The sequence below is a fragment of the Roseateles sp. FW301-B2 genome (assembly GCF_058788955.1).
On the sequence record NZ_JBYTBE010000003.1, the window covers coordinates 1 to 13,231 of the forward strand.

The 13,231-nt window shown below is 69.7% G+C and carries 12 protein-coding genes and 1 pseudogene; 3 read left to right on the top strand and 10 right to left on the bottom strand.

Annotation, left to right across the window (positions count from 1 at the left end; translation table 11 throughout):
- The 7 genes and pseudogenes from AC3WQY_RS03235 to AC3WQY_RS03265 form a co-directional block, all read right to left on the bottom strand.
- Positions 1-302: pseudogene (locus tag AC3WQY_RS03235) on the bottom strand (hypothetical protein); the annotation flags it as partial.
- Positions 299-871, bottom strand: a complete 573-nt coding sequence (locus tag AC3WQY_RS03240; protein ID WP_285234193.1) for a hypothetical protein — start codon at positions 869-871, stop codon at positions 299-301. The gene AC3WQY_RS03240 and the pseudogene AC3WQY_RS03235, both read right to left, overlap by 4 nt.
- On the bottom strand, positions 868-2,241 hold the full coding sequence (locus AC3WQY_RS03245; RefSeq protein WP_492705762.1) for a hypothetical protein: 1,374 nt from the start codon (positions 2,239-2,241) through the stop codon (positions 868-870). Before AC3WQY_RS03245 ends, AC3WQY_RS03240 begins: the two co-directional genes overlap by 4 nt.
- A gap of 7 nt (positions 2,242-2,248) precedes the next feature.
- Positions 2,249-3,778, bottom strand: a complete 1,530-nt coding sequence (locus AC3WQY_RS03250; protein WP_285234195.1) for a GspE/PulE family protein — start codon at positions 3,776-3,778, stop codon at positions 2,249-2,251.
- A gap of 8 nt (positions 3,779-3,786) precedes the next feature.
- Positions 3,787-4,995: a type II secretion system F family protein gene (locus tag AC3WQY_RS03255; RefSeq protein ID WP_492705764.1), complete on the bottom strand. Its 1,209-nt coding sequence runs from the start codon at positions 4,993-4,995 to the stop codon at positions 3,787-3,789.
- A 23-nt stretch (positions 4,996-5,018) separates the two neighbouring features.
- On the bottom strand, positions 5,019-5,459 hold the full coding sequence (gspG, locus tag AC3WQY_RS03260; protein WP_285234197.1) for a type II secretion system major pseudopilin GspG: 441 nt from the start codon (positions 5,457-5,459) through the stop codon (positions 5,019-5,021).
- 241 nt (positions 5,460-5,700) lie between these two features.
- On the bottom strand, positions 5,701-6,174 hold the full coding sequence (locus tag AC3WQY_RS03265; RefSeq protein ID WP_285234198.1) for a hypothetical protein: 474 nt from the start codon (positions 6,172-6,174) through the stop codon (positions 5,701-5,703).
- 203 nt (positions 6,175-6,377) lie between these two features.
- Here AC3WQY_RS03265 and AC3WQY_RS03270 point away from each other — a divergent pair, with 203 nt between their 5' ends.
- Entirely contained in the window at positions 6,378-6,587 is a 210-nt protein-coding gene (locus AC3WQY_RS03270) for a hypothetical protein (RefSeq protein WP_285234199.1), read from the top strand.
- 66 nt (positions 6,588-6,653) lie between these two features.
- Here the strand turns inward: AC3WQY_RS03270 and ssb are convergent, their stop codons facing one another.
- The 3 genes from ssb to AC3WQY_RS03285 are packed head-to-tail and all read right to left on the bottom strand — an operon-like array spanning position 6,654 to position 8,659.
- Positions 6,654-7,196: a single-stranded DNA-binding protein gene (ssb, locus tag AC3WQY_RS03275; protein WP_492705767.1), complete on the bottom strand. Its 543-nt coding sequence runs from the start codon at positions 7,194-7,196 to the stop codon at positions 6,654-6,656.
- A 33-nt stretch (positions 7,197-7,229) separates the two neighbouring features.
- Positions 7,230-8,234, bottom strand: coding sequence for an FAD:protein FMN transferase (locus tag AC3WQY_RS03280; protein ID WP_492705769.1), 1,005 nt, complete (start codon positions 8,232-8,234; stop codon positions 7,230-7,232).
- A gap of 17 nt (positions 8,235-8,251) precedes the next feature.
- Positions 8,252-8,659, bottom strand: a complete 408-nt coding sequence (locus AC3WQY_RS03285; RefSeq protein WP_285234202.1) for a c-type cytochrome — start codon at positions 8,657-8,659, stop codon at positions 8,252-8,254.
- 197 nt (positions 8,660-8,856) lie between these two features.
- Here AC3WQY_RS03285 and nosZ point away from each other — a divergent pair, with 197 nt between their 5' ends.
- Positions 8,857-10,794 carry a TAT-dependent nitrous-oxide reductase gene (gene nosZ, locus AC3WQY_RS03290; protein ID WP_285234203.1) on the top strand — a complete coding sequence of 646 codons (1,938 nt, stop codon included), beginning with the start codon at positions 8,857-8,859 and terminating at the stop codon, positions 10,792-10,794.
- A gap of 64 nt (positions 10,795-10,858) precedes the next feature.
- On the top strand, positions 10,859-13,231 hold a 2,373-nt coding region (locus AC3WQY_RS03295; protein ID WP_492705772.1), incomplete at its 3' end, for a 4Fe-4S binding protein.

Below are 13,231 nucleotides of genomic sequence, written 5' to 3' on the forward strand. Positions count from 1 at the left end.
GGTGGAGGCGGCGGTGGAGGCAGCGGCATCCAGGCCGCCAACTCGCTGTCCTTGACCGCCGGCCAGGGTGCGCGCTGCAGCGCCACAAAGCGCAGCGGCGCGCTGGCCGCGGCGGACGGACGCGCCACCACACGGTTAGCGCCTGCAGCCGCTGGCGCGGCGGCACGGCGCGCGCCGGCGCTGGCCTGCACCGGTTCTTCGTCCTCGCTCTGCGCCGCCCACAGCGTCGCGGCGATGGTGGCGGCCAGGGCCGCGGCCAGGGCCAGCTGACGCTTGCTCACACCCTGCTTGCTCGTCGTCATCGCGGCGCCTCCTGCTCCGGCGCGGCCGCATGGCGCGCATGCAGCGACCACAGCAACTCGGCCTCGACCTCAGGCGTCTGCGGATTGGCGCGGCGCAGCTTGAGGCTGTCCAGGCTCAGCCCCGGGTCCTGCAGCAGCGCCGCATCGATATAACCGCGCAGCTGCGCATAGCCACCCTGCACCGGCATGGTGATGCGCAGGCGCTCCAGGCCGGCGCTGACATCCACCGTCAGGCGATGCTCGGTGCGCACACTCACCAGGCCCTGGCGCAGGCCCAGTTCCAGCAGATCGGCCAGGCGCTGCTGGCGCTGCTCGCCGGAGGGCAGGCCCAGCTGCCATTGCGCCGGCGTGAGCGTGGCCTGGGCGCCGGGCGTGGCGGCTGCAGCGGCCAGCTTCTGCGCGCGCAGCTGACGCTGCAGGCGCCCGGCCTCGGCCTCCCATTGGCTCGCCTGCGCCTCCCAGCGCGGCGTCAGGCCCAGCGCCAGCGCCGCCGCGGCCAGCAGCAGGAGCAGGCCCAGCAGGCCGGGCCAGCCCAGCGCCTGCGCATGCAATTTCAGGCGCGCCCTCATGGCTTCTTGTCCTGCACGGGCAGGCTGGCCTGCAGGGCCGCCGGCCTGAGCTTGGCCACCAGCTCAAAGCGCTGCCCGCTCATGCCCTCGCTGCCGTTCTGGAAGCGCCCCAGCACCACCTCGCTCCAGCCGGGCGCGGCACTCAGGCGGTCCACCAGCTGCAGGGCCACGGCCTTGTCGCTGGCCAGACCCTCCAGGCGCAGCTCCATGCGGCCGGTGTTGAGGTCCAGGCCCAGCCAGTGGATCGCGCCGGGCGCGCCGGTGAGGCCCGCCTGCTCGACGTTGGCGAGCAAATGGCCCCAGGGCTGCGCCAACAGGCGCTGCACCTCGGCCAGGCTGCGCTGGCGCTCCTGCTCAAGCGGATCGGTGCGGCCGGGGCTGGCTACCGCGACGGCGGCGACCTTGGCCGCGGGCAGGCCGCGCTGCTGGTGCTGCAGGCTGGCCAGGCGGCTCTGCGCCTGCAGCATGTCTGCCCGGCTGTCCCAGGCGCCCCAGGCGGCCGCAGCCAGCACCAGGGCGCCGGTGGCGGCGAGCGGCCAGGCCAGCGGCGAACGTGCCCGGCCCTGCGCGATGAAGTCGGGCCTGGGTGCCTGCGCCCAGTCCTGTGCGGGCCGCGCCAGCCAGTCGGGCTCGGGTGCGCTGCCGTCGAGCCGGCCCAGCACGCGCACCCCCGGCCAGGCCGGCACCGTGCCCGCCGCCAGGCCATAGCCCAGCAGCAAGACCTCCATGCCCTCGCGTCTAAGTTCGGCCAACGCCTCGCCCAGCGCGGCCGGCGTGGCCGCTTCGAGGCGCTGATGGCGCAAGACCTGGCACCTGCCCTCGCGCAGCTCAGCCCAAGTCAGCAGGCTGCCCTCCACCCAGGCCAGCGCGGCCTGCGGCGCGCGCAGCCATTGCGGCTCCTGTGGGGCCAGCGCCTGCAGGACGGCGGCCCAGGCGGGGCGCAGGCTCAGCACGCGCACCTGCTGGGCCGCCAGGCTGGCCTGGGCGGCCGGCCAGTCCAGGCCCTGCAGGGCGCTGGCGCCCTTGGCGTCCTTGTCGCCATGCCCTGCCTCGCCCGTTTGCCAGGGCGCCAGCGCCCAGCGCTGCGCCGCGGCGCCAAAGTAATGGCCAAAGAGCTGGCGCGCATAGGCGGCTATGGCCGCGTCGTCGGCCAGCGGCAGGCCGGGCTCGCTGAGCAGATGCGCCAGCAGATGCTCGGACACCACCAGCTCCAGCGCGCCGCCGGCATGGGCGGCGGCCCAATCCGCCAGGCTGCTGCCCTGCAGCTGCCCGCGCGCATCCAGCCACAGGGCCTGCGGCCGCGCCAGGCGTGCGCGCAGCGCGCGCCGCCAACGCAAGACCTGCCCCTTGGGTTGCGCAGCTGCCGACATGAAAAATTCACTCCTCGAGGGTGACACGTTCCAGCTCCTCGAAGGTGGTGACGCCGCGGCACACCGCCTGCAGCGCCAGCGTGCGCAGCGGCTTCATGCCGCGGCTGCGCGCCGCTTCCTTGATCTGCGACATCGGGGCGCGCGCGGCGATCAGGTCGCGCAGGCCGTCGTCGAGCTTGAGCAGCTCGGCCACCGCGCGCCGGCCGCGATAGCCGGTGCCGCGGCAATGGCCGCAGCCCTCGCCCTTCATATAAGTGCCCTCATCGGCCTTCAAGCCATGCCGCGCCAAGGTGGCCACGTCGGGCACGAAGGGCCGCGCGCAATGCCGGCAGTTCAGCCGCATCAGGCGCTGCGCCAGCACCGCGTTGAGCGCGGAGACAACGTTGTAGAGATCCAGCCCCATGTGCATGAAGCGGCCGATCACGTCGAAGGCGTTGTTGGCATGCACGGTGGAGAACACCAGGTGGCCGGTGAGCGCGGCCTGCACCGCGATCTGCGCGGTCTCGGCATCGCGGATCTCGCCCACCATCACGCGGTCCGGGTCGTGGCGCAGGATCGAGCGCAGGCCGCGCGAGAAGGTCAGGCCCTTCTTCTCGTTCACCGGGATCTGCACCACGCCGGGCAGCTGGTACTCCACAGGGTCCTCGATGGTGATGATCTTGTCCTGGCCGGTGTGGATCTCGGCCAGGGTGGCGTAGAGCGTGGTGGTCTTGCCGCTGCCGGTGGGGCCGGTCACCAGCAGCATGCCATGCGGCTGGCGCGCCTGGGCGCGGATCGCGGCGCGCTCCTCGGCATCGAAACCCAGCGCATCCAGCGTCAGCTGGCCGCTGCTCTCTTTCTCGATGCGGGCGCGGTCCAGCACGCGCACCACCGCGTCCTCGCCGAACACGCTGGGCATGATGGAGAGGCGGAAATCGATCTCGCGCCCCTGCACCTTCAGCTTGAAGCGGCCGTCCTGCGGCAGGCGGCGCTCGCCGATGTCCAGCTCCGACATCACCTTGAGCCGCGACACCAGCTGCTCGGCCACCGCCGCGCCGTCCACCTGGCGCACCTGGGCCATCACGCCGTCGATGCGGAAACGGATCACCGCGCCGCGCGCCGTGCATTCGATGTGCACATCGCTGGCGCCGTCCTGCAGCGCGTCGTAGAGCGTGGCGTTGAGCAGGCGCACCACCGGGCTCACCTGCTCCGACAGGCGCAGCGCCGAGAGCTCCTCGGCATCGGCCGCATGCGTCTCGCTGCCGGCCATGGCCTCGTCCACATCCGAGAGCGCGCGGAAGTCGGCCTCGCCGGCGCCCAGCCAATGCTCCACCGCCGCGGCCTCGCAGACCCGCCAGCGCACCGGCAGCTGCAGGCGCGACTCCACGCTTTGCAGCAGCAGCGCATCCAGGGCGCGATCCGCCAGCAGGGTGCAGCGGCCCTGCGCGTTGACCGCCAGCACGGCCCGCCAGCGCTGCGCCTGGGCCTGCGGCCAGCGCTCGAAATCGAGATGCCAGGGCGCCTGCTCGGCGGGCAGCCAATGGGCCAGGGAAGTCACATCGCCACTCATTGGACTTGCTCGACCAATTGGAAAATAGGCAGGTACATCAGCACGATGATGCCGCCGATCAGCACGCCCATCACCAACATCAGCGCCGGGTTGATGGCGCGCGTCAGCAGCTCGGTGAGGCGCACCGCCTCTTCGTCGTGAAAGGCCGCGGCGCGCTCCAGCATCGCCGCCAGCTCGCCGCTGCGCTCGCCCACCCGCACCATGCGGCGCGCCACCGGCGTGGCCAGATCATGGGCCTCCAGCGCGTCCGAGAAACGCTCGCCGCGCGCGATCTGCTCGGCCGCCGCCGCCACCGCAGGCCGCCAGGGCAGCGCCACCACGTCCTGCACGATGCGCAGCGCCGGCAATACCGGCACGCCCGAGGCCAGCAGCATGCCCATGCTGCGGTACAGCCGCGCCAGCGCCAGCACGCGCAGGCGCGGGCCCAGGCCGGGGAAGGTCCAGAGGCCGGCCTGCACGCGCTCGCGCAGCGGGCGATGCCGGAGCACCGCCACCGCCAGCAGGGCAAGACCCGACACCGCACCCAGCACCAGCCAGGGATGCGCGCCGGCGGTCTGACCAAAGCCGATGAGCAGGCGCGAGCCCCAGGGCAGCTCGTTGCCGAGGCCGTCGAGGATGCCGGCAAAGCGCGGCAGCACGAACAGCAGCAGGAACATGATGACCGCCGAGCCCACCACCAGCAGCATGGCCGGGTAGACGCAGGCGGCGATCAGGCGCGAACGCAGGCTCTCCACCCAGGCCAGGTAGCGCGCATGCTGGGCCAGGGCCACGGCCAGCTGGCCGGTCTTTTCATTCGCCGCCACGATGGCGCAGATCAGCTCGTCAAAAGCCTCGGGATGCTGGCGCAGCGCCGCCGAGAGCGGCTGGCCCTGCTGCACCGCCTCGGCCACGCCGTCCAGCGCCTGGCGCACGCCCTCGCTGGCCTCTTTCTCGCGCAGCGTGCTCAGCGCCTCCAGCAGGCTGATGCCGGCGTCCAACAGCACCGCCAGCTCCTGGCTGAAGAGCTGCAGCGGAAAGCGGGCATTGCGCCTGAAGCCGCCGCGCCGCGCCGCGCGCGTGGCCCCGCCCCCCAGCTCGCGCACCTCCAGCACATGCTGGGGCAGCACGCCCAGGGCCGCGGCGACGGCCTGCCGATCGGCGGCCTCGACACGGCGCTGCATCACCCCTTGGTCGGGATGGAAGACACGGGCCTCGAAGGTGGGCATCGGCGGAAGGTGGCCGGCGTTGATTACCAGCTCACCAGATCGGCGTCTTCGCCCTCGCCGCCGGGGCGGCCGTCGCGGCCGAAGGAAAGCAGGTCGTATTCGCCATGCTCACCCGGGGCGCGGTATTGATACTCGTTGTGCCAGGGGTCCTTGGGCACTGCCTTGCTGAGATAGGGGCCGGCCCAGCGCGGCTCGTCGGCGGGCTTCACCACCAGGGCCTGCAGGCCCTGCTCGGTGCTGGGGTAATGGCCCAGGTCGATGCGGTACTGGTCCAGCGATTTCTGCAGCGCATCGATCTGCGCCTTGGCCGCCTTGACCTCGGACTTGCCGATCTGGCCAAAGAACTTGGGGCCCACATAGCCCGCCAGCAGGCCGATGATGACCATCACCACCAGCAGCTCCAGCAGGGTGAAGCCCCGGTGCTGGCTCTTCTTCACGTACGACAACAACGAAATCGGCGGCATGGTCAGCTCGGCATCCCTATGGTTTCTTCTCAGCGCTGAGCCCAGTCTACAGACCCTCACCAGCGTTCACTCGGCCCGGCACTATGGCATCGGGCGCATGACACATCAATCGGGGCATCACCGGGCCCTCATGTGCGGGTCAGCGGGTGGAAACCCTAGCGACAAAAAAGAAACCCGCAAGCGGCCCGGGCGGACCCTCTTGCGGGCGGCTGCGGGCCCACGGGGGCCCGCCGCGCTGGCATCACATCCAGTGGTCGAATTCCTGCAGCGCGCGGATGCGGCGCTCGGTGGCCAGGAAACGTGCGGCACCGGCCTGGCCGATGGCCTTGACGATGCGCGGGTGGTACTTGCGGTAGACCTTGAACTCGGCGTCTTCCACGGCCAGGTACTCCTTGACGAAGTACTTGGACTGGGCGTCGGTGGGCTTGTCGCCAAAACCGATGAACTCCACCGACAGGCGGGTGGATTGGCGGCTCAGGTTGGCGAGATCGGCGGCGTAGGCGTCGTAGACCTTGGCAAAGGCCTTGGCCTGGGCTTCGTCCAGCGCCAGCGACTTCAGCACATAGGCCTTGCGGTCGGTGCGCAGTTGCTCGCGCACGGTCTGCACGGCGGCGGCATCCGGGCCCGTCGGGCCGGCGGCCATGGCGGGGGCCAGCAGGCCCATGCTGAGGGTCAGGGCGAGGCCAGCGGACAGCGCGGCAAATTTGTTCTTCATAGGGGTAGCTCCTTGAGATTCTTCCTCACGCGGCCGGAAAGATGGACGGACGGACCGCGCAATTCGGGGCGATTCTAGGGTCAGGCCGCGATCGGGCAATGGGTGCTTTCACGCGCCGCCGCCATCCGGCCGGGCATGGCCTGTGGCATCCGGCCGCCCACCGCGCAGAATCGACGCACTTCACCCCCGCCCGGAGCCCCGCCATGAACGCCTTGCTGACCCTGACCGGCTGGCTCATCCTGCTGGTGCTGTGCTGGCCCCTGGCCTTGCTGGCGCTACTGTTGTGGCCCCTGGTCTGGCTGATCTCGCTGCCCTTCCGGCTGATAGGCATCGGCTTCGAGGCCGTGTTCGCCTTGATACGCGCGCTGCTGTTCCTGCCGGCGCGCGTGCTGGGCGGGCGGCCCAGGAACTAAGCCAAGAAAAAAGCCCAGGGCCCTGGACGGGGCGCTGGGCTGGCTGGCCGAAGCAGGCAGACGGGGTCAGAACGGGATGTCGTCGTCCATGTCGTCGAAGCCGGTCGAGGGCTTGGGGGCCGGTGCCGGGCGCGGCGCCGGCGCACGGGCGGCCGGGGCGCGCGACTCGCGGGCTTCGCCGCCGCCACCCATCTCGCCACCGCGCTCGGCGCCACCGCGGGCCTGGCGGCTGTAGCCACCACCGCCGCCGCCGCCACCTTCGTCGCCGCCGCCCTCACGGCCGCCCAGCAGTTGCATCTGGTCGGCAATGATTTCGGTGGTGTACTGGTCCTTGCCTTCCTTATCCTGCCACTTGCGGGTGCGCAGGCGGCCTTCCACATAGAGCGGACGGCCCTTCTTGCAGTACTCGCCGACGATCTCGGCCAGCTTGTCGTTGAAGACGACGCGGTGCCATTCGGTCTCTTCCTGGCGCTCGCCGCTCTCGCGGCTCTTCCAGGTGCGGGTGGTGGCCAGGCTGATGGTGCAGAAGGCCACGCCGCTGGGGTTGTAGCGCAACTCAGGATCGCGACCCAGGTTGCCGATGAGGATGACTTTGTTGACCGAGGCCATGATGAATGCGCTCCGCTGGCGAGAAAGGGCAGATTATGCCGCCCCGAGCCGCCGCGCCATACCGGCGGACTGCCACAGGCCGCCATCGCGCCCGGCGATCAGGGCGTCGACCTCGGGCGTCTGCGCCAGCCAGTGGCGCCCGGCCTCGGTGCCCGCCACCATGATGGCGGCACCCAGGCCGTTGATCGCTTCCAGGCGCCGCGCCACCAGCACCACGCCATGCGGGCCCTGGCTGGGCTGGCCGCTCTGCGGATCGAGGATGTGGTGATAGCGACGGCCGGCGCGCTCGAAGCAGCGCTCGTAATCGCCCGAGGCGGCCACCCAACCCTCGCTGAGGGCCAGCGTGCCCAGCAGCTGCGCCGGCGCGCGCGGGTCGCGCAGGCCAATGCGCCAATCGCGCCCCTGCAGCTGGCCCCGCACCAGCACATCGCCGCCGCCATTGAGCATGGCGTGCTCGATGCCATGCCGGTGCAGGGTCTGCATGCCGGCCGTCAGGATGGGCAGCTTGGCGATGCCGCCCAGGTCCAGGCGCATGCCGGGGCGGCGCAGGCGCGCCGTCATGGCGCGCTCGTCCAGCAGCAGGTCGCGGTGGTCCACCAGGGGCAGCTCGCGCGCCAGTTGCGCGGGCGTGGGCATGGCGGGCCGGGCCGGGTCGAAGTTCCATTCGGCGAGCGCGCCGATGGTGGGGTCGAAGGCACCGCCGCTGCGCCGCGCCATCGCCTTGGCCATCTGCAGCACCGCGAACATTTCGGCCGGCACCGCCACCTCGTCTTGGCCGGCAGCGCGCTGCAGCGCCGCCACCAGGCTGGCCGCGCGGTAGCGGCTCATCATGCCGGCCAGGCGCTCCATCTCCGCAAAAGCGGCCTGCAGGGCCAACCGGCGCTGCTCGGCATCCGCCGCCTGCACGGTGATGTCCAGCTGCGTGCCCATCAGCGGCCGCGAGGCGCGCTGCACCTGCGGGTCGGCCAGGGCCGGGCGCAGATAGAGCGCGGTGGCCAGCAGCGGCAGGGCGGCGCCAAACGCGCGTCGGCTCAGCATCGTTAAGGCCTGCCCGTTCAGCGCGACTGCGCCACCATGTAGTCGACGGCCGCCTTGACTTCCTCGTCCTTCAGCGCCGCGCCACCGCCGCGCGCCGGCATCATGCCCTTGGCGCCGGTGAAGCCCTCCAGCGCATGCTTGTAAAGCGTTTCCTCGCCCTGGGCGATGCGCGGGCCCCAGTCGGCCTTGTCACCGGGCTTGGGGGCGCCGGCCACGCCGGCCGCATGGCACATCGCGCAGACCTTGCCGAAGGTGGATTTGCCAACCGCGTTCTCGGCCGGGGCCGCTGCCACCGAGGCGGCGGCCGTGGGCGCGGCAGGCGCAGCCGTGGGAGCCGCTGACTCTTGCTGCTTGCCGCAGGCGGCAAGGCCGGCCAGGGCGAGGGCCATCACGGCGGTTCTGAAAACAAAGCTCTTCTTGCTCATCGCACTCATCCTCCCAGCGGGCAGGTTCCACATCGAAACAGGCGCGATTCTGATCAGTCCGGGCGCGCGGCGCCAGTGATTTGTTATATCCAAGATACAGATTCTGCGCTTATCTGCTTTTCTTGAACTGGTTCAAGGTGCGAGCGAGGGCTTGTGAAGACGATGCGCTGGACTTTTCGACCCTACAAGGCCAGCACATGAAAGACGAACAAACCACCGTTTCCAACGAGCAGCCCGCCATCCTGGGCCGCCGCCGCTTCATCAACACCGCGGCCCTCACCGGCCTGACCCTGGGCGTTGCCGCCTGTGCCGACAAGAAGGGCGACGCCGCCCCGGCCGCGGCCAGCGGCCCCGCCACCACCGCCCAGCATGGCGCCGGCGGTGCCAACGCCACCCACCTGAAGCCGGGCGAGCTGGACAGCTACTACGGCCTGTGGAGCGGCGGCCATACCGGCGACGTGCGCGTGCTGGGCCTGCCCTCGGGCCGCGAGCTGCTGCGCATTCCCTGCTTCAACCCCGACGCCCTGGTGGGCTGGGGCATCACCAACGAATCCAAGAAGGTGATGGGCACCAAGGCCGACGGCAGCCTGCGCTACACGGTGGCCGACACCCACCACGTGCACGCCTCCTACAAGGACGGCAACTACGACGGCCGCTACGCCTGGGTGAACGACAAGATCAACAGCCGCATCGCGCGCATCCGGCTCGACTACTTCGTCTGCGACAAGATCACCGAGCTGCCCAATGTGCAGGGCTTCCACGGCATCTTCCCGGACAAGGCCGACCCGGTCGATCCGAAGATCAACTACACCACGCGCGTGTTCTGCGGCGCCGAGTTCTCCATCCCCCTGCCCAACACGGTGGGCACCGAGGACGGCACGAAGTACCACTCGCTCTTCACCTGCGTGGACGCCGAGAGCATGGACGTGCGCTGGCAGGTGCTGATCGACGGCAACTGCGACCTCACCGCCACCTCGTACGACGGCAAGCTTGCCGCCACCAACCAGTACAACACCGAGATGGGTGTGAAGTACGAGGACATGATGTCGGCCGAGCGCGACGCCTGCCTGTTCTTCAACATCGCCCGCATCGAGGAGGCCGTCAAGGCCGGCAAGTTCAAGACCTATGGCGACTCCAAGGTGCCGGTGGTGGACGGCCGCCTGGAATCCAACAAGGATCCCAAGACCGCGCTGACCGCCTATGTGAGCGTCCCCAAGAACCCGCACGGCGTGAACGCCAGCCCCGACACCAAGTACTTCATCTGCGCCGGCAAGCTCTCGCCCACCGCCACGGTGATCGAACTGGCCAAGGTGCTGGACTACTTCGACGGCAAGCTGGAATCGCCCGACAAGGCCATCGTCGCCGAGGTCGAGCTGGGCCTGGGCCCCTTGCACACCGCCTTCGACGGCCGCGGCAATGCCTTCACCACGCTGTTCCTGGACAGCCAGGTGGTGAAGTGGAACGTCGAGGCCGCGATCAAGTTCCACGCCGGCGACAAGAGCGCCAAGTACGTGGTGGACCGCATCGACGTGCAGTACCAGCCGGGCCACCTGAACGCCAGCCAGTCCGAGACGCGCGCCGCCGACGGCAAGTACCTGGCCGTGGGCTGCAAGTTCTCCAAGGACCGCTTCCTGCCCGTGGGCCCGCTGCATGCCGAGAACGAGCAGCTGATCGACATCTCGGGCGAGAAGATGGTGCTGCTGGCCGACCACCCGGTGCGCGGCGAACCGCATGACTTCATCATCTTCAAGCGCGATCTGGTCAAGCCCAAGCAGGTCTACGCGCTGGAGGACTTCCCGCTGGCGGTGAAGGACCCGAAGGAATCGGGCGTGACGCGCAATGGCAAGAAGGTCACCGTCAAGCTGACCTCGCAGGCCCCGGCCTTCAGCATGCGCGAGTTCAAGCTCAAGAAGGGCGACGAGGTCACGCTGATCCTCACCAACCTCGACAAGGTGGAGGATCTGACGCACGGCTTCGCCATCCCCAAGTACAACGTCAACTTCATCGTCAACCCGCTGGAGACGGCCTCGGTCACCTTCGTGGCCGACAAGCCGGGCGTGTTCTGGTGCTACTGCACCCACTTCTGCCACGCGCTGCACCTCGAGATGCGCACGCGCATGATCGTCGAGGCTTGAACGAGTAGATGAGGAAGGCAGGGTCGCGGGTCTCGAGCCCCGCGGCCCCGCAGGGACAAGAACAATGCCGGTGTTACGACTTTTCGCGGCCTTCGTGGCCGCGCTTTTTCTTGCGGCGCTGCCTTTGCAGGCCGGCGCCCAGGCCTATGAGGCGCACCTGAGCCCCGAGCTGGCCACCGCCGCCGATCTGTGCGCGCTGGTGCCCTGCCGCGAGGTCTTCCCCGGCGCCACCGGCTTCTCGCCGCGCATGGGCCAGCCACCCTATGTGGAGGCCTATGGCGAGGCCGATCCGCAGCAGCCCGGCAAGCGCAAGCTGCTGGGCTATGTGATGTTGTCCACCGACATCACCGACACCCCCGCCTATTCGGGCAAGCCAGTGGTGACGCTGATCGGCATGGACGTGAAGGGTCGCTATGTGGGCGTGAAGGTGCTCAAGCATTCCGAGCCCATCCTGCTGCTGGGCATCCCCGAGCAGGCCCTGATCAACTTCAACAAGCAGTACCTGGGCAAGTCCGTCACCGACCTGATCGAGGTGGGCCCTTCGCGCCCCGAGGAGAACGTGCTGGGCGTGGACGCGATCTCGGGCGCCACCGTCACCGTGGTGGCGCAGAACCAGGTGATGCAGCTCTCCGGCAGCGCGGTGGCACGCCAGGTGGGCATCATCGCCCCCACGAAACGCGACGCGGCGCGCTATGCGGCGAGCGGCAGGAACAACTACAGCTGGGCCGAGCTGGTGCAGCTGGGCGCCGTGCAGCAGCTGCGCGTCAAGCCCGAGCAGGTCGGGCTGGAGCGCGGCGCCGAGCCCTTCATCGAACTCTGGTTCGGCGACCTGAACCACCCCGAGCTGGGTGCCAGCCTGCTGGGCGAGCGCGGCTTCGCGAATCTGCGCAGCCGCCTGAAAGAGGGCGACCATGCCTTCTTCGTGATCCGCAGCGCCGGCGCCGAATCCTTCAAGGGCTCGGGCTTTGTGCGCGGCGGCATTTACGACCGCGTGCAGCTCAAGCAGGGCGCCGACGCCTTCACCTTCCGCGACCTCGACTACCTGAATCTCTACGGCATCGAGGCCGCCGGTGCGCCGGGCTACAGCGAATCGGCCATCTTCATCGTGCGCGCCGGTTCCTTCTCGGCCGCCTATCCCTGGAAGCTGGCCTTCCTGGGCAACCGCGTGGACCGCGCCACCGGCCACCGCAGCTTCGCGGTGTTCGAGTCCAAGTACTGGCTGCCGGCGGCGCTGCTGGAGGGCGGCCGCCCGGTGGTGCAGGAGCCCGACGCGCCCTGGGTGCGCATCTGGAAGACGCGCGCGCTGGAGATTGGCCTCTTCATCGCCCTGCTGCTGGGCGTGAGCATCGTCTACGCGCTGCGCGAGCGCCTCACGCGCGCGTCCACGCACAAGAACAAGTGGCCGGTGAACGCCTTCAAGTACAGCGCCTGGGCGCTGTCGATCGCCTTCGTCGGCTTTGGCGTGATGGCCCAGCCCTCCATCACCCAGGTGCTGACCTGGTTCCATGCCCTGCTGTTCCAGTGGACCTGGTCGCTGTTCCTCTCCGACCCCTTCGTCTTCATCTTCTGGATCTTCATCATCGTCACCGTGTTCCTGTTCGGACGCGGCCTGTTCTGCGGCTGGATGTGCCCCTTCGGTTCGCTCTCCGAGGCGATCTACAAGCTCGGCCGCAAGCTCGGCATGAAGCGCTGGCAGACCCAGCTGCCGCAGCCCCTGCACGACAAGCTCAAGTGGCTGAAGTACGGCATCTTCTTCGGCCTGCTGGCGGTCTCGATGTTCTCGATGACGCAGGCCGAGATGCTGGCCGAGGTGGAGCCCTTCAAGACCACCTTCCTGGTCGGCATCACACACCGCGCCTGGCCCTACGGCCTGTTCGTGGCCCTGCTGCTGGGCATCTCGCTCTTCATCGAGCGGCCCTATTGCAAATACATCTGCCCGCTCGGCGCGGCCCTGGCCATGCCCAGCACCTTCCGCTGGTTCGGCCTGCGGCGCAAGCAGGACTGCAACAGCTGCAAGGCCTGCGCCGTGGGCTGCGGCGCCCAGGCCATCGACGCGGCCGGCCGCATCGACCACCGCGAATGCCTGCATTGCCTGGACTGCATGGTGCTCTACACCGACACCCACGGCTGCCCGCCGCTGGCCAAGGAGCGCAAGCGGCGCGAGCGCGACGGCCTCTTGATCACCCCCATCGGCCAGGACGGTTACTTCATCCCGATCCAGCCGGTGGCCATGCCCGAAAAAGTGGCCAATGGTCCGGACCCGCGCATGCCCACCGACCCGGCCGCGCCCTACCACCGGGCCGGCGAGTCGCGCCTGACCTGGCTGCTGATGGAGCTGCGCGACCACCTCTTCCCCTGGAGCCGCGCGGGCTGGCGTTCGCAGCGCGCGCTGCAGATCGCCGGCTTCTCGCTGGCCGTGGGGGGCCCCCACGCCGGG